Annotated in this window: 18 protein-coding genes and 2 pseudogenes; 10 read left to right on the plus strand and 10 right to left on the minus strand. The window is 73.5% G+C overall.

All coding sequences use genetic code 11. The annotated features are described in order from the left end of the window. The first annotated feature begins 109 nt into the window (after positions 1-109). From ACIQWA_RS00865 to ACIQWA_RS00890, 6 genes are read left to right on the plus strand one after another with little or no spacing between them, the layout of a single operon-like run. Positions 110-1,387, plus strand: coding sequence for a sedoheptulose 7-phosphate cyclase (locus ACIQWA_RS00865; RefSeq protein WP_402476413.1), 1,278 nt, complete (start codon positions 110-112; stop codon positions 1,385-1,387). Beyond that, entirely contained in the window at positions 1,384-2,568 is a 1,185-nt protein-coding gene (locus ACIQWA_RS00870; RefSeq protein ID WP_402476416.1) for an ROK family protein, read from the plus strand. The genes ACIQWA_RS00865 and ACIQWA_RS00870 overlap by 4 nt, the downstream gene beginning before the upstream one ends. Beyond that, positions 2,565-3,752, plus strand: coding sequence for an alcohol dehydrogenase catalytic domain-containing protein (locus ACIQWA_RS00875; RefSeq protein WP_402476418.1), 1,188 nt, complete (start codon positions 2,565-2,567; stop codon positions 3,750-3,752). The genes ACIQWA_RS00870 and ACIQWA_RS00875 overlap by 4 nt, the downstream gene beginning before the upstream one ends. Continuing rightward, positions 3,749-4,579 (plus strand): SDR family NAD(P)-dependent oxidoreductase, encoded by an 831-nt coding sequence (locus ACIQWA_RS00880; RefSeq protein WP_402476421.1) that lies wholly within the window; start codon positions 3,749-3,751, stop codon positions 4,577-4,579. Before ACIQWA_RS00875 ends, ACIQWA_RS00880 begins: the two co-directional genes overlap by 4 nt. Next, positions 4,576-5,403 (plus strand): sugar phosphate isomerase/epimerase family protein, encoded by an 828-nt coding sequence (locus ACIQWA_RS00885; RefSeq protein ID WP_402476423.1) that lies wholly within the window; start codon positions 4,576-4,578, stop codon positions 5,401-5,403. The genes ACIQWA_RS00880 and ACIQWA_RS00885 overlap by 4 nt, the downstream gene beginning before the upstream one ends. Before the next feature lie 9 nt (positions 5,404-5,412). Continuing rightward, a complete protein-coding gene (locus ACIQWA_RS00890) occupies positions 5,413-6,480 on the plus strand; it encodes an alcohol dehydrogenase catalytic domain-containing protein (RefSeq protein ID WP_402476425.1) in 1,068 nt (355 codons plus the stop codon). Positions 6,481-6,514: 34 nt separating this feature from the next. Here the strand turns inward: ACIQWA_RS00890 and ACIQWA_RS00895 are convergent, their stop codons facing one another. After that, positions 6,515-7,429 (minus strand): DUF4232 domain-containing protein, encoded by a 915-nt coding sequence (locus ACIQWA_RS00895; RefSeq protein WP_402476427.1) that lies wholly within the window; start codon positions 7,427-7,429, stop codon positions 6,515-6,517. A gap of 102 nt (positions 7,430-7,531) precedes the next feature. Between ACIQWA_RS00895 and ACIQWA_RS00900 the strand changes: the two genes are divergently transcribed. Then, a complete protein-coding gene (locus ACIQWA_RS00900; RefSeq protein WP_402476429.1) occupies positions 7,532-8,110 on the plus strand; it encodes a hypothetical protein in 579 nt (192 codons plus the stop codon). Positions 8,111-8,123: 13 nt separating this feature from the next. Here the strand turns inward: ACIQWA_RS00900 and ACIQWA_RS00905 are convergent. The 3 genes and pseudogenes from ACIQWA_RS00905 to ACIQWA_RS00915 form a co-directional block, all read right to left on the minus strand. Beyond that, positions 8,124-8,330 (minus strand): annotated as a pseudogene (locus tag ACIQWA_RS00905) (IS630 family transposase); the annotation flags it as partial. A gap of 25 nt (positions 8,331-8,355) precedes the next feature. Continuing rightward, positions 8,356-8,463 (minus strand): annotated as a pseudogene (locus ACIQWA_RS00910) (helix-turn-helix domain-containing protein); the annotation flags it as partial. Positions 8,464-8,635: 172 nt separating this feature from the next. Then, a complete protein-coding gene (locus tag ACIQWA_RS00915) occupies positions 8,636-11,386 on the minus strand; it encodes a glycosyl hydrolase 2 galactose-binding domain-containing protein (RefSeq protein ID WP_402476432.1) in 2,751 nt (916 codons plus the stop codon). Between the two features lie 525 nt (positions 11,387-11,911). On the opposite strand from ACIQWA_RS00915, the gene ACIQWA_RS00920 reads away from it, so the two are divergent. Further along, positions 11,912-12,181, plus strand: coding sequence for a hypothetical protein (locus tag ACIQWA_RS00920; RefSeq protein WP_402476434.1), 270 nt, complete (start codon positions 11,912-11,914; stop codon positions 12,179-12,181). Between the two features lie 79 nt (positions 12,182-12,260). Further along, entirely contained in the window at positions 12,261-13,355 is a 1,095-nt protein-coding gene (locus ACIQWA_RS00925; protein ID WP_402476436.1) for an alanine racemase, read from the plus strand. A gap of 40 nt (positions 13,356-13,395) precedes the next feature. Here ACIQWA_RS00925 and ACIQWA_RS00930 read toward each other — a convergent pair whose 3' ends face one another. Then, positions 13,396-13,641 carry a DUF6296 family protein gene (locus tag ACIQWA_RS00930; RefSeq protein WP_402476438.1) on the minus strand — a complete coding sequence of 82 codons (246 nt, stop codon included), beginning with the start codon at positions 13,639-13,641 and terminating at the stop codon, positions 13,396-13,398. Between the two features lie 349 nt (positions 13,642-13,990). Here ACIQWA_RS00930 and ACIQWA_RS00935 point away from each other — a divergent pair, with 349 nt between their 5' ends. Then, positions 13,991-15,601 (plus strand): acyl-CoA synthetase, encoded by a 1,611-nt coding sequence (locus ACIQWA_RS00935; protein WP_402476440.1) that lies wholly within the window; start codon positions 13,991-13,993, stop codon positions 15,599-15,601. Positions 15,602-15,625: 24 nt separating this feature from the next. Here the strand turns inward: ACIQWA_RS00935 and ACIQWA_RS00940 are convergent, their stop codons facing one another. The 5 genes from ACIQWA_RS00940 to ACIQWA_RS00960 all read right to left on the minus strand — a co-directional run bounded on the left by ACIQWA_RS00940 (position 15,626) and on the right by ACIQWA_RS00960 (position 20,332). After that, entirely contained in the window at positions 15,626-16,477 is an 852-nt protein-coding gene (locus ACIQWA_RS00940) for a polysaccharide deacetylase family protein (RefSeq protein ID WP_402476442.1), read from the minus strand. A gap of 156 nt (positions 16,478-16,633) precedes the next feature. Further along, positions 16,634-17,617 (minus strand): aldo/keto reductase, encoded by a 984-nt coding sequence (locus tag ACIQWA_RS00945; protein WP_402476445.1) that lies wholly within the window; start codon positions 17,615-17,617, stop codon positions 16,634-16,636. 62 nt (positions 17,618-17,679) lie between these two features. Continuing rightward, a complete protein-coding gene (locus ACIQWA_RS00950) occupies positions 17,680-19,194 on the minus strand; it encodes a PP2C family protein-serine/threonine phosphatase (RefSeq protein WP_402476448.1) in 1,515 nt (504 codons plus the stop codon). An 81-nt stretch (positions 19,195-19,275) separates the two neighbouring features. Continuing rightward, positions 19,276-19,605, minus strand: coding sequence for a hypothetical protein (locus ACIQWA_RS00955; RefSeq protein ID WP_402476451.1), 330 nt, complete (start codon positions 19,603-19,605; stop codon positions 19,276-19,278). A 91-nt stretch (positions 19,606-19,696) separates the two neighbouring features. Beyond that, on the minus strand, positions 19,697-20,332 hold the full coding sequence (locus ACIQWA_RS00960; protein WP_402476454.1) for a glycosyltransferase: 636 nt from the start codon (positions 20,330-20,332) through the stop codon (positions 19,697-19,699). Positions 20,333-20,386: the final 54 nt, after the last annotated feature.

Raw genomic sequence — 20,386 nt, forward strand, 5'->3', positions numbered from 1 at the left:
TGCCGTGTATACGGATCAAGCACTAGCGTTCGAGGCCGACAACCGGCGGACGGTCGACTCGTTCCCACCGCCCACTCCCCCGCTCGAGGACGCTCACGGAGGTTTCGTCATGTCTGGTACCGCACTCCCCGGCCCGACCGCACACCCCCGTCCGACCGCGCACCCCCGTCCGACCGCACACCCCCGTCCGACCGGCCTGAACCCGGTCGCCGATCTCCCCAAGCCGCCCGGCCTGCACTGGAACGTCCGGGCCGAACAACCCGTCGACTACAGCGTCAGCATGGTGCGCGGACTGCTGGACCTCGACGACCCCACCCTCGCCCGCGCGGTCGGCGGCGGCCACGGCCGCCCCTTCCGCTGCCTGCTCGCGATCGACTCCGCCGTCGACGCGCTCTACCACGAGCGCTTCGCCGCGTACTTCGACCGCTGGCGGATCGACGCGACCTGGCAGGTCGTCCAGGGCGACGAGGACGCCAAGTCCCTGGAGCAGGCCGTCCTCGTCACCGAGGCCATGTCGCGGATGGGCATCCTGCGCCGCGCCGAGAAGGTCGTCGCCGTCGGCGGCGGCGTCGTCCTCGACATCGTCGGCTTCGCGGCGAGCATGTACCGCCGCGGCGTGCCCTACATCCGCGTCCCCACCACGCTGGTCGGCCAGATCGACGCCGGCATCGGCGTGAAGACCGGAATCAACCACGGCCACCACAAGAACCGCCTGGGCGCCTACTTCGCCCCCGAACTCGCCCTGATCGACCCGCACTTCCTGCGCACCATCGACCCCCGGCACGTCGCCAACGGCATCGCCGAGGTGATCAAGATGGCGCTGGTCAAGGACGCCGTCCTGTTCGACCTGCTGGAGGCGACCGTCGGCGACATCACCCCGGAGACCCTGGGCGGCTGCGGCTCGGCGGTCAGCGAGGTGCTGTCCCGGGCCATCTCCGGCATGCTCGACGAACTGGAACCCAACCTCTGGGAACAGGTTTTGGAACGTTCCGTCGACTACGGCCACACCTTCAGCCCCTCCCTGGAGCTGCGTGCCGACCCGCCGCTGCTGCACGGCGAGGCCGTCGCCGTCGACATGGCGATCTGCCTCGCCCTCGCCCACCTCCGCGGCCACCTCTCCGAGCACGACACCGACCGGGCGCTGAGACTCCTCCAGGGCTTCCGACTCCCCGTCGCCCACCCGATCTTCACCCAGGAGCTGCTGGAGGAGGCGCTCGCCGACGCGGTCAAGCACCGGGACGGCCTCCAGCGCGTCCCGCTCACCCGGGGCATCGGCTCCGTCGTCTTCGCCAACGACCTCACCCCGGCGGAGCTCGGCCGGGCCCTGGAGTTCATCGGCGCCTGGACGACGGGTGCGCGGGCCGAGCTCGTCGGCGCGCCGGTATGAGCGCGGACACCATGCCGGACGCCGCGCCGGACGCCCTGCCGGACTCCTTACCGGGCAGCGACCGGGACGCCGCGCCGGTCAGCGGCCGGGGCGCTCCGCCGGACGGCCTCCCGGCCGCGGACATCACCGTCTTCGACGTCGGCGGCACCCACATCCGCCGGGCCGTCTGGCAGCGCCGCGGCGGGCTGGGGGCCCGCACCACCCACCCCTCCCCCAACTTCAAGCGCTTCCCCTCGGCCACCGTCGCCGAGCTCCAGGACATGATGGTCCGCCAGCTGTGCGCGGGCGTGCCGCACACCCCGGCCCCCGTCGCCGGCATCTCCTTCGGCGCGGCGCTCGACCACCGCTCCGGCCTCGTCTACGCCTCCGCCCCGCTGTGGGGCGCGCACAGCGAGCCGTACGACCTGCGGGCCGCGCTGACCGCCCGGCGCCCGGACGTCCGGTGGCACATCGTCAACGACGTCACCGCCGCCCTGCTGCACGCCGCCGCGGCCGCCGGGCGCAGCAACCATCGCAAGGTCCTGCTGGCCACCATCAGTTCGGGCATCGCCTGCCGGGTGCTCGACCAGCGGCAGCGCCGGATCCCGGTCGACGACAGCGGACTGCAGGGCGAGATCGGCCACCTGCCGGTCCACGCCGAACTCCTCGGCCACACCGTCGAGTTGGCCTGCGACTGCGGCCGCCCCGGCCATCTCGCCGCCTACGCCTCCGGCCCGGGCATCGCACGGCTGGCCGACACCCTCGCCCGCCGGGAGCCCGCCCGCTGGGCGGCCTCCCGGCTCGGCCGGCTCACCGCCGACGGCACCGCCTTCGAGACGGCGCTGCGCCAGGCCCTGGACGAGCAGGACCCGCAGGACGTACGGGAGGAGGGGCAGGGCGGGCAGGACACGCTCGCCGCCGACCTGCTCGACGCCGCGACCGCCCCCGTCGCCGCCGTCCTGCGCACCGCGCTCTGCCTCGACCCCGAGCTGGACGAGGTGGTGCTGACCGGCGGCGTCGTCCACGGCCTCGGCCACCACTACCGGCGCGCCCTGCTGGGCCACCTCACCCGCGAGGGCCTCTACCTGACCAGCGACCGCACCCCCGACTGGCTGCACCGGCGGATCACCGTCACCGCTCCCGGCGAGGCCGACAGCCTCGCCGGAGCCGGGATCGCGGCCGCCGCCGGAGCGTCGACATGACGCCGGCCGAGCGCCTCCCCAGCCACCGGGCGCTGGTCCGCGAGCCCGGCGGCGTACGGCTGCGGCTGCGCCCCACCCAGGCACCCGCCCCGGGCGAACTCCTGGTCGCCACCCAGGTCGCCGGGCTGTGCGGGACGGACATCCAGATGCTGCGCGGGCTGCGCGACGACCCGGCGCCGGTGATCGGCCACGAGGGCATCGCCCGGGTGGTCGCCGCCGGCCGGGGCGTCCCCGCCGCCCTGCGCCGCCCGGGCACCCCGGTGGTCGTCAACCCGACCCACCGGACGGACCCGTCCTTCCTGCTCGGGCACAACGTCGACGGTCTGCTCCAGGAACGCACCCTGATACCCGCGACGGCCGTCCGGGACGGCCTGGTGGTACCGCTGGCGCAGGAGCCCGACCCGGTGCTCGGCGCCCTGATCGAGCCCTTGGCCGCCGTCCGGTACGCCCTCGCCGTGCTGGCCACCGGCCGCCCCCGGACCCTGGTGGTGTACGGCGACGGAGCGATCGGGCAGCTCGCCGTCCGGGCCGCCCGCCGCCGGCTCGGCACCGACGTCCGCGTCCTGCTCGTCCACCACACCCCGGACGGGCTGGCGTGGAGCTCCCAACGGGCCGTACCCGGCGTGGAGTTGACGCTCGACGCGACGCCCCCGGTGGGCCCCGGGCCGGTCGCGGCCCTGCTCGCGACCCCGCGCGACGGAACCCTGGCCGCGCTCGCCGGCGCCCTGCGGCTCGGCACCCCCGGGCGCTCCGACCGCCCGACCGGCGACTCGACCGGTGATCCGACCGGCGACCTGACCGTCGACCTCTTCGGCGGCCTCCCGCCCGGCGCCACCGCCGCCGAGCTGCCCGGCGTCGACCTGGCCGCCGTCCGGGCCGCCAACTGCGCCGGGCACCCCGTCCCGTACGCCTTCACCACCGCCCGCACCGCCGACGGTCGGCTCGTCCGACTGACCGGCCACCGCGGCGTGGGCAACGACCACCTCGCCGAGGCCGCCGCCGAGCTGTGCCACCACCCCGAGGCCTACCGCGACCTGGTGACGCACGTCGTCGGGCCGCCGGAAGCCGCCCGGATCATGACCGGGCTCTCGGTCGGCGGCGGGCGCAGCGTCGCCGGGAGCCGGCTCGTCAAACTCGCGGTGCGCTTCGCCCCGGCGCCGCCCACACCCCTGGAGGCCCAGTGACCGCACCCGACCGCCCCCGCCGCCGCGCCCTGGTGGTCGGCGGGTCCACCGGCATCGGCCGCGGCGTCGCGGACGCCTGGGCCGAGGCCGGGCTGGACGTCACCGTGCTCAGCCGCTCCCGTCCGACCGGCCCCGGGGCCGAGCGGCTGCGCTGGGCGGCCACCGACCTGACCGACGCCGACCGGGTCGCCGAGAACCTGTCCCTCGCCACCACCGAACCACTGCACGCCGTCTGCTACTCGGCCGTCCACTACGGCGACCGGCGGGCCCTCTTCCGCGAGTGCACCGAGGCCGAGTGGCGCCGCCAGCTCGACGTCAACCTGCACGGCCTCTGGCTGACCCTGTCCTGGGCCGTCCCGGTGCTGCGCCGACCCGACCGCCCCGGAGTGTTCCTCGGCATCTCCTCCGAGGTCGTCTACAACGCCGGACCGGGCCGCTCCGGCTACGCCGCCACCAAGGCGGGCGCCGCCGCCCTGCTCGACTCCGTCGCCCAGGAGGAGACCACCGAACTGCCCGGCACCGAGGCGCTGCGGATCGTCCAGGCGCTGCCCGCCGGCATGGTCGACACCCCCGGGATCCGGCGCCGGCGCCCCGACGGCTTCGACTACACCGCCTACATGCGCCCGGCGAGCTTCGCCCCGCTCGCTCGCGAACTCGCGGCGACGGCCGGCGCCGGGCTGCACGGCGCCCACCTGGTGGTGGACCCCGAGGGCGGCTGGCGCCCGGTCGGCGAGGGGCTGCCGGTCTCGCAGAGCCGGCCCGTCCCGGCCGCGGCCGCAGCCAGGGCCGGGGCCGGAGCCGGAGCCGCGCCCGGGGCCGGCTCGTGACCGCCGCCCCGCTCCTCGGGCTGGCCGCTTGGCGGCTGCCCGGGGACAACCTCGACGCGGTCCGGCTCACCCACCGGGCCGGCGCCGACGGCCTCCAGCTCGACCTCGGCGGCCCCGGCCGCGGGCCGTGGCTCGACGCGCCGGGCACCGTCGAGCGGATCCTGGAGCGCTGCGCCCGGCTCCGGGTCCGGCCGCTCGCCGTCGCGGGCAACACCCTCAACGACATCGGCCTGCACGCCCCGCCGGGCGGTCGGGACGCGCTGCGCGCCCGGCGCGTCCTGATCCGGGTGCTGGACGCCGCCCACGCGCTCGGCGCCCCGCTGGCCTTCGTGCCCAGCTTCCGCCGCAGCGCCGTCACCGACCGCGCGGAGCTGGACCGGACGGCCACCGTCCTGGCCTGGGCGGCGGCGGAGGCCCGGGCCCGCGGACTGCTGCTCGCCAACGAGAACGACCTCGACCCGGAGCGCGCCCGCCGCCTGGTCGACCAGGTCGCGGCGGCCGGCTTCCGGCTGCTGCTGGACACCTACAACCCGCGGGTCGCCGGGGTCGACGCGGTGGCCCTGATCGAGGCCGTCCACCCCTGGCTCGCGCCCCAGGTCCACCTCAAGGACGGCACCGGCGGCGTGGTGGCACGGGACCTCCTCGGCGACGGCGACGGCCCCGTCCGGGAAGCCCTCGCCGCCCTCGCCGCGCACGGGCTCCGGCCCGAGGCGCTGGTCCTGGAGAACGACCACCGCGACGGCGACCCCGTCCGTCTCGCCCTCGACCTCGAACGCGCCCGCGACCTCGCCCGCACCCTCCAGCCGTCCGCCCCCCGCCCCTGAGGAGCCCCCATGCCCAACCCCCCGGCCGAGTACGCCACCACCACCCTGCGGGACGGCGTGGTGAGCCTCCGCACCCGCCCCTTCCCGCACGACGCGCTCCGCGCCGACACCGTCCTCATCAAGCCCGACCACCTGGGCATCTGCCGCGCCGACGCCAAGGAGGTGGTCGGCTCGCGCGACGTCCCCGAGGACCGCGGCCCGCTCTTCGGCCACGAACTCGTCGGCACCGTCGCCTTCGCCGGCGCCCGGACCGGCTTCCGGGAGGGCGAACTGGTCACCCTCAACCCCAACATCACCCCCACCCGCACCACCGGCTTCGCCGAGTACGTCTTCGTCCACGGCACCGAGGCGCAGCTGGACCAGGCCGTGGTGCGCGTCCCCGAGACCGGCATCCGGGACGCCGTGTGGATGCCCGAGCCCTTCGCCTGCATCGTCCACGCGCTCCGCAAACTGCTCGAACTCACCGCCCGCACCGACCTCCAGGGCATGCGGGTCGCCGTCCTCGGCGCCGGCTGCGCCGGGGTCACCTTCGCCCTGTACGCCCGCCACCTGGGCGCCGCGCCCGCCGTCTTCAACCGCGGCGAGGCCCGGCGCGCCTTCGCCCGGCAGCAGGGCCTGCTCGCCGCCGAGGAGCTCCACCCGCTGACCGACGCCAAGGCGCCCCAGCACCAGGACCGGTACCAGGTGGTGATCGTGGCCACCACCGTCGTGACCACCGAACTCCTCGACACCGCGAGCGACTTGGCCGCCGACGGCGCCGTCCTGTTCGTCTACGGCGGCACCCGTCGGGGCGACAGCTACCCGCCCGGGCAGGCCGACATCGACACCATCCGCCGCGCGGAACTCATCGAGCCGGTCGAGCACCACGGCAAGCGGCTGCACCTGGCCGGCGCCTACGGCTGCCACCGCGAGGACTACGAGGAGGGCTTCCGGCTGCGCGCCGAACACCCGCTCGCCTTCCCGCTGGAGAAGCTGACCTCGCTGCGGATCGGCCTGGACGACTTCCCGCACCGGATGACCGACATCGCCGCCGAACGGGAGGACCACCCCGGCAAGGTGATCATCGACCTGGCCTGATCAGCGACCGGATCCGATCAGCGACCTGGCTCGATCACCGCGCCGGCGGCCTGGTCGCCGGCGGCTGCCCGTCCTCCCGCACCCAGGCGCCGACGCCCAACCGCCCGGTGGTGCCCAGGTCCAGCTCCGGCACCACCATCACGGGCGCGGCGCCCGGCAGCGCCCGGACCCGCAGGTACGGGGCGTTCACCGGGTCACCCGCGCCCGCCTCGGCGGTGTTGCGCCAGGCCAGCGTGGACCGCGCCCCCTCGCCCGGCTTCAACACGAGGGGCCGCGGCGGGTCGTCCGCCCCGGTGCCGCTCGCGATCTGCGCACCCCCGTGCAGGAGTTGCACCCCGTCGACCGGCCTGTGCTCCACGTCGAGGAGCTGGAGCTCCGGGTACCCGTCGACGTTCACCGTGGCCGTCCCGCAGTTGCGCAGGTGCAGCCCCACCACCCGCAGCCCCATCGCCGCATCGCCGTCGTCCGCACTCACCCGCACCCCGGACGCCGGGCACGGTCCGTCCGGGCGCGAGGCCTCGGCGCTCGGCACGCTCCGCACCTTGACGACCGTTACCCCCGAGGTCCTCCCGTCCAGTTCCACCCGCCCCTTCTCGGTCGCCCCCGGTGCGAGATCCGTGACCGTCCTCGTCTCGTTGCCCAGCACACCCCCGGTCGCCCCCGAGCGGCCGAACACCACCGTCACATCGGCCGCTTCGCCGCCCGGGTTGGTCACCTCGTACTCCGCGCACACCGCACTCGCCGCCGTGATCCGCACCCCGTCCTTCGCCACCGGGCCCGGCGAAGCCGACGCCACCCCGCACGGCCCCGCGCTGCCGGAGCCGGCGGCGGAAGGCCCCCCGCCCGCCCCGGCCACCTGGCTCCCGCACCCCGCGAGCAGCACCACCGCCGCCACCGCCCCGACCCCATGCCTCACCGGCACCACCCCGCCCATCCGGAACTCACCCATCCGACCATCCGATCACGAACCAACCCACCCCACCATGACCGCCGTCACTCCCCCTGCAACAGCCCCGCAACGCTCCGGCCGCCGGTCCGATCAGCGAGCGCCATGAACACCAGTGCCGGAAACCCGATGCTGATGGCCTGGCGACACCACCCCTCCGGCTCCGACCACGCCTGGATCGCCGTGGACCTCCGCTGCCCCGGCCGTGGCGCAGCGGCGCAGCCCTGGCTGTTCCGGCCGAGCATCGACGTCCTCATGGGTGACCGGACGGAGGTGGAGGCCGTGCTCGAGGCACACGACCTGGCCGTGGAGCTGCAACCGGCGATGTCGCTGTCCGCCGTCCAGGAGGGCCTTCGCCGGCGGGGCCGCCACAGGCTGGCCGCAGTACTCCGGGCCGCCAAGCACGACGGACTGCGCGGCCCGGCCGATCCCGAGCTCCTGGCCGACTGGCGCGCCGGGCTGGTCAGCGGCGCGAGTGCACCACGGCGGCATCCGGTCTTCTTCCACGACAGGCAGCGGCGCCTGGCGACCCAGTTCCAACTCGACGTCACCACGATCACCCGAGCCGACCTCGCGGACCTCACCCTCTCGGTCCTGGAGCACCTCGTGGAACGGGCGGACACTGTCCGGTCCGACCGGACCGGCTCCACCCGCCCGGCAGCAGGGCCACAGCCTGCCCACTGACGAGGCATCTACCAGAAACGTGGGTGTTCAGGCGGTCCCAGACCAGCTCGATCGGAGCTTTGACCAGCCGGTGGACACCGTCGATCGGCGCGATGAAGTCGCGCTCGCCCATGCTGCGGCGCTTGCCTCTGCCCGCGGGGTGGGTGCGCAGGCGGTGGCACAGCGGCGAGCTTCTCCAGGCAGCGTGGAGACAGACGGCACCGCGACCCGCTCGGGCCACGGGAGGTCAGCTCCTCAGCCCCGCCGGCTCGCCACAACCGGTGCCACTGGTACGCCGACTTCAGGCTCACCCGCAGCCGTCGTGCGACCTCCGGCGGCTTGACCTCCTGCTCGAACAGCTCGGCCGCCTGCATCCGAACCGCTTCCACATCAAATGCCCTCTGATAAATACGCGACGGTGTGAACGGCCCGGTGGTTTCCGAGCCGTTCACACGGTGGGGGCGCGGGTCAGCCAGTCCGGCGGGCCTGGTGCCGACCCCCTGCCGTCGGCGGCCTTACGGCTGAGGGGCGCCGACGGTCGGCGGTTCAGGAAGCGTTCTGGACCTGTGCCATGGTGGTGTCGGTGTTCCAGCCGGTGATGCGCAGCTGCGGAATGGAGCCCTTGAGGTCGTCAGTGCGGATGGTCGCGGTGATGGTGGTCGACTCTCCGGGCCAGAGGCTGACCTGGTTGTCGGTCCAGCGCACGGGCAGGAGGGGCTTGTTCTGGTCGTCGACGAGATGGACGTCGGTGAGCAGCGCCGGGGTGGTGCCGCTGCTGGTGTTGGAGAGCTTGACGCTGACGGTCGTCGTGCCGTCGGCCTCGGTGCTGGTGGCGGTGGCGGAGACCTGGCTCTTCGCCATGTCGTTCAGCCCCTGGAGGGAAGCGAAGGCGTTGGTCGCCGTGTACGGGAAGTCGTCCTTCACCTTGCCGTAGTCGAGCTTGTCCTGCTTGGTGGAGAGCCAGTAGACGTTGCGGCTGACCTCGTTGCCCGCGGGGTCGGTGAGGGTGAGTTTGGCGAGGTAGGTGGTGGACAGGTCGGGGGCGTTCTCGGGGATGGTGAGCGCCACCGTTTTGCCGCCGTCACCGGGGACGGTGAGGTTCGGGGTGGTCCGGTCGAAGCGCTTGGTTCCGTCGGTGTTGTAGAGCTCGACGTGCGCGGTCAGGCCCTGGGCCTGGCCGGTGCGGCGGTTCACGACGACGACGGAGCGGTTGTCGTAGGAGTACTGGATGTGGAGGTCCTCGTTGGCCTTCTGGGCCGCGAAGTACGCGCCGCCCTGGTCGAAGTACCGGTCGAAGAGCTGCCAGTGCAGGGACGTCCAGGGGGAGTTGAGCATCCAGTAGATGACGCCAGTCGAGGGGTTCGATTCGTCGGTGAAGTTGCGTCCGTACGCCTCGAACTGGGCCCGTACCGCCTCGTACTGGGCGAGCTGGGACTTGCGGACGAAGTCGTCCAGGCCGGTGGCCTTTCCGTAGCGCCCGTTGAGTGCCTCGCCGAAGACCTTGAGGTTGCGGAACTGCTCCAAACCGGCATCCGGTGTCCGGTGGTACTGGGTGTCCTCGGGGTGCTGCCAGAGGTCTTGGAGTTCCTGCGGCGACAGCATCCGCCGGAGGGTGTCCGTCGTGGGGATGCTCGGCCCCGCACTCGTCTCGGCGTTGAACCCCTCGGCGCCTCCCTGTCGCTTGTTGTACCAGTAGACGGGCGGCACCCATTCGTAGGGGCTGGACATCTTCATGCCGCTCACGTAGCCGGCGGCTTCGGCACCGTTGATGTCGCTGACGACCGGGAGCTGCCAGTCCACCTCGGCGAGCGCGTCCTTGTAGGTGTTGGCCGTGTCGGGGGTGGGGGCCTCGTCACTGCCGATGAGGAACGAGGTGACGCTGGGGTGGTTGCGCAGTTCGGAGGCCCAGGCGAGCAAGGAGTCCTTGGCGATCCTGCGTTCGTGTTCGTCGAGCGGGAGGCGTCGCTCCGCCTCCTCATCGGTCGGGTCGACCTCCTGCCACTTGTTGCAGCACTCCCAGCCGGCCATCAGGAGCATGCCTGCCTTGTCGGCCATGTCGTAGAACTCGTCCGGTTCCGGGTGGCCTTCCAGGCGGATCAGGTTGATGCCCATGTTGAGGGCGTAGGCGATCCGGTCTTCCGCCTCCTGCCGGTTCCAGCGCAGCAGGATGTCGGGCGACTCGGCCGCGCCCCGGATGAGGAGCGGACGGCCGTTGACGGTGTAGGTACGCTTGCCGGCGGCGTTCAGCGGGGCCTGGATGTCCCGGATGCCGAAGCTCTTGCGTGCCTTGTCGGTGACGGCACCGTTGGTCGTCGCCGCCAGCTGGAGTTCGTACAGCGGCTGGTCGCCCATACCGGCCGGCCACCAGATCTTCGGGTCGGCGAACTTGAGCTGCGGGGTGTCCGCCGCAGTGAACACGACCGGCTTGGTCTCGCGCGGGGCGAGCGTGACGTCCTTGCTGAAGGCGAGCTCGCCGATGGTGCCGCTGACGGTGGTGGTGACGGTGTCGTCGGTGGCGTTGCCGACCTTGGTCTTGACAGTGAGTTCGGCGGAGGTGAGGGACGGGTCGAGGGTGGTGTTCACGTGGGTGTCGCTGAGGTTGACTCCGCCCGTGCGCCGGATGGTGATGTCCTGGGACAGGCCCATGTTGTTGTCCGCCGGGCTGGGCGACCAGTCGATCCATCCGGTGGTCAGGTGCCGACCGGGGTCGTTGGGGTAGATCCGGAAGGCGACGGAGTTGCGCCCCGGCTGGACGTAGGGCGAGATGTCGAGCTCGTAGAGCGGGTAGATGCCGGCTACCTTGTCGGCGGCGGCGATCTTCCTGCCGTTGACGTAGATGTCGGCGGCGGAGAGGACACCCGTGACATTCAGGTAGCTGCGCCCGGAGGTGTCGTTCGCGGTGAAGTCGGAGCGGTACCACCACGGCACCGTGAAGGGGTCGGTGGGCTGCTTCATGTTCGTCGAGTAGAACGGGTCCGGGTAGGTGTGGTCGGCCACGAGCGCGGCCATGACCGTGGAGCGGGGGCCGGCCGGGTGCCAGCCGTTCGGCTGGTAGCCGGGGGTGGAGATGCTCTCCCCGCTGTCCGTCACGCCGGCCGAGGACTGGATGGCGAAGCTCTTCAGGGCGGTGGTCGAGCCGGCCTTGTCGGAGACGGCCGTGGTCTCGGTCGCGGCGGCCTGCGAGGCTGCCCGCGCGGGTCGGGGCATCCCGCCCATGGTCGCCGCCGCGACCATGATCCCCGCGACGACCACGGCACTACCGCGTCGCGTGAGTGTGCCGGTCAAGGACTTGGACATAGAGACCTCCTCGGTGTGGGGCCCGAGAAACGGGCGTTCGCTGTTCCCGCATGGACATGGCCGCCCGACGAAGGCCTCCGTCCGGAGTGCCGGACGCGCCCGCCGTCCCCGGCGCATCGCCCGGGTATCGCGAGAGGGCCAAGTGGGAACCGCTTGACCTTGGTGATGCGGGTACGGTCACTGGCGTGTCCGCAGGATGGAGCACCGCATGGGACACGCTCCTGGCTGGTCACGACGACCTTGCGTGACCCTTCCGGTCAACCCGCGCCGCCGTCCGGCGCAGCGGCCACAGCCTGTTCAACGCAGATCTTCAGAAGGGACGGATTCACAGGCCACGCCCACGAGTTCGGAGCATGACCTCGGGACGGGGCACCGGCTGCCTCTTGGGGGAGAGGCTCGCGCAGGCATAAGTTAAGTTCCATTACTTGATGGGATCAAGAGCCGGATGGTTACGATCCGGTTTCGCGCCGGGGTGAAGCGTCGCCCCCGGTAGGCGTTGGAGCGGTCCGGGCGACCTCCCCCAAGGTGACCGACGCCCAGTTCTACCGTGCGCGCGTGTGGCACCCGGCCTACAACGCCATCGGCGACGCGACGCAGGGCACGGTGTCCGACGGTGCCGTGTCCGGAGCCTTGCGGACACCGGCGCTGATCGACACGAACAGCCAGATCTCGCGGATCAGCGCCGCCGCGTTGCCCGACGGCACGATGCACGTGCAGACGCTGGTCCTGGGGCCGCTCCCGCCGGCCGCCCCTCGCGCCACCGAGGCGGGCGGGCCGGGTACGACGGCGTCCTGACCGTCCGCACGGGCCCGGCGCGGCAACGCACCGGGGGCCGGCGGGAACCGGGGCCCGGCCGGACGCGTGATCATGAGGCATGAGCACACATCTCCCCGAGGAGCCGGCGACCCCCGCGCTGGTCGTCGACGCCGATGTCATGGAGCGCAACATCGCCCGGATGAGCGCGGCGGCCCTGGACGGCGGCTTCGCGGTGCGCCCCCACGCCAAGACCCACAAGTGCCCGGAGATCGCGCGGCGCCAGCTCGACGCCGGAGCGGTGGGCCTGAGCGTGGCCACCGTCGGCGAGGCGGAGGTCTTCGCCCGGAACGGTGTGTCCGACCTCTTCATCGCCTACCCCCTGTGGGTCGACGACGCCAAGGCCCGTCGGCTGCGCGCCCTCGCCGACGCGGTCGCCCTGCGGGTGGGGGCGGACTCCGTGGAGGGTGTCCGGCGGCTGGGGCGGGCGCTGCGGGGCGCGGCGGCCCCGGCCCAGGTGATGATCGAGATCGATTCCGGTCACCACCGGACCGGAGTCGTTCCGGCTGCCGCGACCGAGATCGGCCTCGCCGCCGTCGACGCCGGGCTGGAGGTGGCGGGCGTCTTCACCTTCCCGGGCCACGGCTACGGCCACGACCCCCGCGCCCGCGAGCAAGCGGCCCGCGACGAGGAGCGGGCGCTCGGCGAGGCGGCGGAGGCCCTGCGGGCCGTGGGGCTCGCGGTGCCGGTGGTGAGCGGCGGGTCGACGCCGACGGCCGGGCAGTGGCGGTCGGGCGCGGTGAACGAACTGCGCCCGGGGGTGTACGTCTTCAACGACGCCACCCAGCTGGCCATCGGCAGCTGCACCGCGGACGACCTCGGGCTCTACGCGCTCGCGACCGTGGTGAGCACCCCGGGCCCCGGCCGTTTCGTGCTCGACGCGGGCAGCAAGGTGCTCGGCTCCGACGCATCGCCCTGGGTCCGCGGTCACGGCTACCTCCCGGACCACCCGGACGCGGTGGTGGCCTCCCTCTCCGAGCACCACGCCACCGTCGTGCTGCCCGAGGGCGGGCCCACTCCCCGCCTGGGTTCCCGGGTCTCCGTCGTCCCGGTCCACGTCTGCACGCCGGTGAACCTGGCCGACACCCTGGAGGTGGTCCGGGCCGGCGAGGTCGTCGACCGCTGGACGGTGGCCGCTCGGGGTGCCAACAGCTGACCGGCGGCTGACCGGCAGCCGAGGGGGCGCAGTGTCCGCGCTACGAACGGTCGGGCAGCGCCACCGCGTGCAGGCAGGGGTGCCGCACCGTCCCCTCCGGGGCGGACAGGACGGTGGCGACCTCGCCGGCGATCTCCACCCGGAGGTCGCCGTCGCTGTTCGTCCAGACCGGCCCGCCGCCGGGGCCGATCTCCTCCGTCACGTGGACCACGACGACGGATCGCGGGGCGTGCCCGCCGATCGACCCGGGCAGGGCCACCGCGTAGCGGCGTTCAAGGCTCTTCATGGCCGGCCTCCTCGTCGGATTCCCCGCCCGGTGGCGTCGATTCTCCTCCGAGGTCGGGCCGTCGTACACGAACGGTGACCGTCTTCGCAGCACCCTTCGGCCCGGCAGGGTGCCGGGCCCCGGAATCGGTGGTCGCCCGCGCGCCTACCCGGCCGGGGCGGATGCACACGTCCGCCCCCACCACGGTCGGGCGCACCAGCAGGGACGCGGACCCTGGTGCGGACGGTCCGGAGCGGGCAGGCTGCTGCTGCCCACTCCGGACCGCCGGACCAGGCCCAGCCGCCCAGCCGCCCCGCCGCCCGCCCGCCGCCCGCCCGCCCGCCGGCCGTACGAAAGCGAGACCGTGACCATGAGCGACGACCCCCGAGCCGGCACCGTCGACGGGCTGCTGCGCCGGAGCGCCCGCCGGGCCCCCGACCGCGTCGCGCTCACCTTCGCCGACCGCAGCTGGACCTACCGGCAGCTCGACGAGGCCGTCAGCCGCGCCGCCGGGCACCTGCTCGGGCTCGGGCTGCGGCCCGGCGACCGGGTCGCCGCGTACGGGCGCAACTCCGACGCCTACGCGATCGCCTTCCTCGCCTGCGTCCGGGCCGGGCTGGTGCACGTCCCGGTCAACCACGCCCTCACCGGCGAGGAACTGCGCTACCTGCTCGGCCAGTCCGGCACCCGCGCGGTGCTCACCGACCCGGCGCTCGCGCCGGAGGTCGAGCGGGTCCGGGACGGCCTGGCCGTCGAGCACGTGCTGCCGCTGCGGGAGGACCCGGCCGGGCCGCCGGAGGCCGCGACACCGGGGACCGGACGTACGGGAACAGGAGCTACGGGAACCGGATCCACCGGAACCGGCCTGCTGGAGGCCGCGTCGGCCGGCCCCGTGCCCGAGCTCGGCACCGGTCCGGCCGACACCGAGCTCGCCCAGCTGCTCTGCACCTCCGGCACCACCTCCCGCCCCAAGGGCGCGATGATGCCCCACCGCGCCCTGGTGCACGCCTACCTGTCCGCCATCCACGCCCTCGACCTGCGCGCGGACGACCGGCCGCTGATCTGCATGCCGCTCTACCACTCGGCCGCCCTGCACGTCTTCCTGCTCCCGTACCTCGCCGTCGGCGCCTTTGTCCTGCTGCTGGAGTCGCCCGACATCCCCGAGCTGCTCCGGCGGATCGAGGGCGAGCGGATCGGCTCGCTGTTCCTGGCGCCGACCGTGTGGGTCCCGCTGGCCAACCACCCGGACCTCGACCGGCACGACCTGTCCTCCCTGCGCAAGGCCCAGTACGGCGCCTCGATCATGCCGGTGGCGGTGCTCGACCGGCTGCGCGCCCGCTACCCGCAGGTGGGCTTCTACAACTGCTTCGGCCAGTCCGAGATCGGCCCGCTGTCCACGGTGCTGCGGCCCGAGGAGCACCTCGACCGCCCGGCCTCCTGCGGACGCCCGGTGCTGTTCGTGGAGACCCGCGTGGTGGACCGGAACGGCACGGACGTGCCGCCCGGCACGCCCGGCGAAGTCGTCTACCGCTCACCGCAGTTGTGCCTCGGCTACTGGGACTCGCCCGAGCAGACCGCCGAGGCCTTCAAGGACGGCTGGTTCCATTCCGGGGACCTGGCGGTCACCGACGAGGCCGGTTACCTGACCGTGGTCGACCGGATCAAGGACGTCATCAACACCGGCGGAGTGCTGGTCGCCTCCCGGGAGGTCGAGGAGGCCGTCTACAGCCACCCCGCCGTGGCGGAGGTCGCGGTGATCGGCGTCCCCGACGAGAGGTGGATCGAGGCGGTCACCGCCTTCGTCGTGCTCCGGCCCGGCGCCGCCGCCCCCACCGAGGCCGAGCTGGTCGCCCACGTCAGGAGCCGGCTCGCCCCGTTCAAGGTGCCGAAGCAGGTCCGCTTCGTCACCGAACTGCCCCGCAACCAGAGCGGCAAGCTCCTCAAGCGCGAACTCCGGGCCCGGGCCTCCGGGATCAGCTAGCGCGGCCGGACGGGACGGCGACGGTCACGGCGCGGTCCGGACCGGAAAGCCGGTGGCGCGGCCCTGGCTCTTCAACCAGGTGAGCACCTGGCCGAGGGCCTCGACGGTCTGCTGCCGGTCGCCGCCGCCGTCGTGGAACAGGACGGTCGGGCCGTTGCCGAGCTCCTTCTTGACCGTCTCGACGATGGCCGCCGTGCCGGGCTTCTCGAAGTCCTTCGAGTCGACGTTCCAGCCGAGCGGGCGCATGCCGTTCGCGGCGGCGATCCGCCGGCTGTCGGGGGTGAACGAGCCACCGGGAGCCCGGTAGTACATGACCTCGGCGCCGCCCGCGGCCTGCTCGATCATCTTCTTCGCGTCCAGGATCTCCCGCTCCTGGTAGGCGACGGGCTTCTTGTCCATCGAGGTGTCGTGGTCCACGGTGTGGTCGCAGAGCCGGTGGCCGGCCGCCACCACCTGCTTGACCAGGTCCGGGTGGGCCTTGGCCTGCGGTCCGATCATGCAGAAGGTCGCCTTCACCCCGTACCGCTTGAGCACGTCGAGGACCTTCGGGGTCCAGACCGGGTCGGGGCCGTCGTCGATGGTGATGTTGACGGCGTTGCCCCCGGCCTCCGAGGCGTGGGCTATGCCCTCGGGTATCCGCCCCTGCTGCGCACCGCCGCCGCTGCCCTGGGCGCCGTCCTGGCCACCCTGCCCTCCCTGCCCGCCCTGCCCCTCGCCGGACCCGTCCTGGCCCTGGGCGACGTTCCGGTCATGGCCGGGGACCGTCGCGGTGACCGTCGGAACCGCCCACGCCGTCGCCGCCGCGACGACGACCGCCACCGCGACGGCCGCCCGCGACCGGTTGCCCACGTTCCCCATCCGCGCCTTGAAATCCATCGACGTCCCCTCCCCCGGCTCCACCTGCGTGTTCTCCGAGGTCGAGGACGTCAACCACCCCACCGGGGTTCCCCGCTGCGACGCGCGTAGCAGACCGGTGACAATTCCCGGCCGGGACGCCCTGACGCGGGTCGGGCGCCGACCGCCGGGCGGCGCCTACCAGCGGTCGTGCACCTGCGGCCGGATGCGGCGGTCGTACAGCTCCCGGACGGCGTCGAGGGTGGCCTCGGGCAGCGGGGCCAAGGCGGCGGCCGCGGCGTTGGCGCGGGCCTGGGCCACATTGCGGGCCCCGGGGATCACCGTCGTGACCCCGGGCTGCTGGATGATCCACCGCAGCGCCGTCTGCGCCGCCGTGGCGCCCTCGGGGGCGAGCGCGGCGAACTCCCGGGCCGCCTCGACGCCCGTGGCGAAGTCCACGCCGGAGAAGGTCTCGCCCTGGTCGAAGGCCTCGCCGTGGCGGTTGTAGGTGCGGTGGTCGTCCGGGCCGAAGACGGTCCGCTCGCTGTAGCGGCCCGAGAGCAGCCCCGAGGCGAGCGGCACCCGCGCCAGGATCCCCACCCCGGCCGCCTCGGCCGCGGGCAGCACCCGCTCCAGCGGCTTGAGCCGGAAGGCGTTCAGGATGATCTGCACGCTGGCGACGCCCGGGCGCGCGATCGCGGTCAGCGCCTCCGCGCAGGTCTCCACGCTCACCCCGTAGGCGGCGATCCGCTCCTCCGCCACCAGGGTGTCCAGGGCGTCGAACACCTCGTCCGAGGAGTAGACCGGCGTCGGCGGGCAGTGCAGCTGCACCAGGTGCAGCCGCTCCACGCCCAGGTTCTCCCGCGAACGGTCGGCCCAGGCACGGAAGTTGGCGAGGTGGTAGTGCTCGGGCCGCTGCTCGACCCGGCGGCCGAACTTGGTGGCGACGAACACCTCCGCGTCCGGACGCTCCTTCCGGAACCGGCCGATCAACCGCTCGCTGCGACCGTCTCCGTAGACGTCGGCGGTGTCGAAGAGCGTGACCCCCGCCTCCACGGACGCCTCCAGCACGGCCAGGGCGTCCCCCTCCCGGACGTCACCCCAGTCCGCACCGAGCTGCCAGGTGCCGAGTCCGACCACCGAAACGGGACGGCCGGTCCGGCCGAGTACGCGCTGTTCCATGCCAGGAGCCTCTCACGACGCGTCGACCGACGCCGCCCAGGGGCGGACGTCCGATCGGTGAGTCAGCGGCTGACGTGAAGAACGCAGATGTCGTCGCGGCGGCTCTCGGGGGTGACGAGCGTTCGCACGAGGTCGTCGAGGAAGCGGCGGCCGTCGGCCTGGGCGGTGGCGGCCGCGGTGCGGGCCAGTCGGGCCATGCCTTCGTCCAGGGGCTCGCCGGGCTTCTCGATCAGGCCGTCGGTGTACAGCAGGAGGTGGTCGCCGGGCAGTAGCTCGAGCGAGGCCGATTCGTAGTGGGGATCGGTGGTCGCGCCCAGCAGGATGCCCCGGGGCGTCGGCAGGAAATGGGCCTCGCCCCGGCGCAGCAGCAGGGGCGGCGGGTGTCCGGCCCGGACCCAGGTCAGTCGGGAGAGGGCGGGCTGGTAGACGGCCATGATCAGGGTGGCCGTGCGGTCGCTGGGGTCCGCGGCGTGCAGGAGCAGGGTGTTCAGGCGGGAGAGGATGCCTGGCAGGGGTGTGTCGGTGATGGCCATGCCCTTGGCGGTGAAGCGCAGCAGCGCCATGGTGGCGACCGCGTCCAGTCCGTGGCCGGCGACGTCGCCGACGACGAGCAGCGCGTTGCCGTCCGGCAGTTCGATGGCGCTGTACCAGTCGCCGCCGAGATTGAGACCTTCCTGCAGCGGCCGGTAGGCGACATCGACGGTCAGACCGGCCAGCTGGAGCACCTTTTCGGGCACCGGCAGCAGGGTCTCCTGGAGGCGGGCGGCCAGGTCGCGTTCCGCGGCCAGCAGGCTCTGTTGGGCGATCGCGTTCTGCTGGTGCTCCAGCAACTGCTGTTCGGCGTGCTTGGTGGCGGTGAGGTCCTGGAAGAAGCCGTGGACCTGGACCGTCTGACCCAGCGCGTCCGTCTCCGGCTCCGAGACGACCCGCACATGACGGACCTCACCCTGGGGGAGGTGGATGCGGAACGTCCGGTCGAGCGGCTCGCCGGCGCTCAGCAGGCGCCGGACCGCGTCCTCCAGGGCCGGACGGTCCTCGCTGTCGGCCCGGGCGGACAGCTCCTCCAGCGTCACCGGCCCCAGCGACCGGTCCCGGCCGAAGATCGAGTACACCTCGTCGGACCAGTTGATCTCGCCGCGGACCAGGTCCCGGTCCACCCAGCCCATCCGGCCCAGGTGTTGCATGAGCGCCAGCCGGCGCTGCTCGCGCTCGGTCGTGTCCAGGCGGTTCCAGGTGACGATCAGGCCTCCCTGGCAGGGGGCCGCCCGGACGCGATACCGCGACAGGCGCGGGATGCCGGGAGCGCCCTCCTCGTACCTCAGCTCCCCCTCGTAGGGGAGCCCGGACGTCAGTACCCGCAGGTAGCCCTGCCACAGGTCGGTACCGGCCACACCCGGGTAGGTCCGCAGCACGCTCCTCCCCGTCAGCTCCGCTCCCCGGCGCCCGCCGATGTCGACCGCCTCGGGCGAGGCAGCCGTGAACCAGAAGTCCGCCACCTCTCCCCCGGGGCCGAACTCCGGCTGGAGGAAGACCACCGAACCGGGCAGGCCGGCCAGCACCTCCCGGACCACGGCCACCGCCGGGCCGCCTTCTGATGAGGGGCCGCCACGCGATACCCGTGCTGTCCCTTCGTCGTAGGTCTTCATTCCACGAGCATGTCACGCCCGCGCGGCCGTGCCGCCCCGTTGTGACACCACCCACGAACCACTCGCACCGGTGCCGTCGTGGCCGGCCTCGCACCCGGGGTCGGTCACGAACCGGCTCAGCCGGTAGGTGGTCGGCTGCACCAGACGGCCGCACAGCATGTCGATCCGGATCGTCGAGGGGTCGATTCCCGCCTCCCGGAGCGGGCGCAGCTGTGCGCGCAGCTTTGCCTCGTCCTGCGTTTCGAAGATCACTTCCCACCGCCCGGCGTCCGGCGCGGTGCGAGCGGCAAGCCGCTGCCTCTCGGCCTCTTTCCGCCGCTTCCTCTTCGCCTGTCCTGGCACCGGCCCAGAATCGCCGGTCGGGGTCGGGACGGCAAGGCAATTGAACCGGAGGCCCGTGCTCCCCGCTCGGTACGCCTTTGTCGGACGGGCGTTACCGGGGCCTCGCGCTCGGGTCGCCGAGCAGGGAGTCGAGGTGGGCGAGCAGGGGTGCGGTGCCGTCCTCCGTGGCGAGTCCGCGGGCGAGGGCGGTGGCGCGGTGGTGGTGGGTCGGGTCGGTCAGGCAGGCGGTGATGGCGTCGCCGAGGGCCTCGGCGGTGAGCGACTGGAACGGTACGGGCCGGGGCGCGACCCCCAGGTCGTGCAGTCGGGCCGCCCAGAACGGCTGGTCGGCCATCACGGGCACGGCGACGGCGGGCACCCCGGCCCGTAGGCCGGCCGCCGTGGTGCCGGCTCCGGCGTGGTGGACGACGGCGGCGGTGCGGGGGAACAGCCAGTCGTGCGGGACGTCGCCGATGGTCAGGACGTCGCCGCTGCGGGCATCCAGCTCGGCCCAGCCCGCCTGCACCACCGCCCGTACGCCCGCCCGCTCGACCGCCGAGGCGACCAGCCCGCTGAGCCGCTCCCCCTCCCCGACCGCCATGCTGCCGAAGCCGATGAACACCGGGGGCGGACCGGCCCGGAGGAAGTCGACCAGGTCGGCCGGGGGCTGCCAGCCGTCCGGCCGCGCGGGCCACCAGTAGCCCGCCACCCGGGCCCAGGACGGCCAGTCGGCGGGGCGCGGCAGCACCAGCGGACTGTAGCCGTGGAAGGCGGCCGGATGCCGGCCGCTGCCGCGGGCGGG

Source organism: Kitasatospora sp. NPDC098652, from assembly GCF_044760155.1.
Classification (GTDB): domain Bacteria; phylum Actinomycetota; class Actinomycetes; order Streptomycetales; family Streptomycetaceae; genus Kitasatospora.

Excerpts from the sequence above, each read along its gene's own strand:
- ACIQWA_RS00940 (WP_402476442.1), bottom strand. The coding sequence starts at position 16,477 with ATGGATTTCAAGGCGCGGATGGGGAACGTGGGCAACCGGTCGCGGGCG.
- ACIQWA_RS00875 (WP_402476418.1), top strand. The coding sequence starts at position 2,565 with ATGACGCCGGCCGAGCGCCTCCCCAGCCACCGGGCGCTGGTCCGCGAG.
- ACIQWA_RS00900 (WP_402476429.1), top strand. The coding sequence starts at position 7,532 with ATGAACACCAGTGCCGGAAACCCGATGCTGATGGCCTGGCGACACCAC.
- ACIQWA_RS00930 (WP_402476438.1), bottom strand. The coding sequence starts at position 13,641 with ATGAAGAGCCTTGAACGCCGCTACGCGGTGGCCCTGCCCGGGTCGATC.
- ACIQWA_RS00915 (WP_402476432.1), bottom strand. The coding sequence starts at position 11,386 with ATGTCCAAGTCCTTGACCGGCACACTCACGCGACGCGGTAGTGCCGTG.
- ACIQWA_RS00895 (WP_402476427.1), bottom strand. The coding sequence starts at position 7,429 with ATGGGTGAGTTCCGGATGGGCGGGGTGGTGCCGGTGAGGCATGGGGTC.
- ACIQWA_RS00865 (WP_402476413.1), top strand. The coding sequence starts at position 110 with ATGTCTGGTACCGCACTCCCCGGCCCGACCGCACACCCCCGTCCGACC.
- ACIQWA_RS00890 (WP_402476425.1), top strand. The coding sequence starts at position 5,413 with ATGCCCAACCCCCCGGCCGAGTACGCCACCACCACCCTGCGGGACGGC.
- ACIQWA_RS00925 (WP_402476436.1), top strand. The coding sequence starts at position 12,261 with ATGAGCACACATCTCCCCGAGGAGCCGGCGACCCCCGCGCTGGTCGTC.
- ACIQWA_RS00945 (WP_402476445.1), bottom strand. The coding sequence starts at position 17,617 with ATGGAACAGCGCGTACTCGGCCGGACCGGCCGTCCCGTTTCGGTGGTC.
- ACIQWA_RS00935 (WP_402476440.1), top strand. The coding sequence starts at position 13,991 with ATGAGCGACGACCCCCGAGCCGGCACCGTCGACGGGCTGCTGCGCCGG.
- ACIQWA_RS00870 (WP_402476416.1), top strand. The coding sequence starts at position 1,384 with ATGAGCGCGGACACCATGCCGGACGCCGCGCCGGACGCCCTGCCGGAC.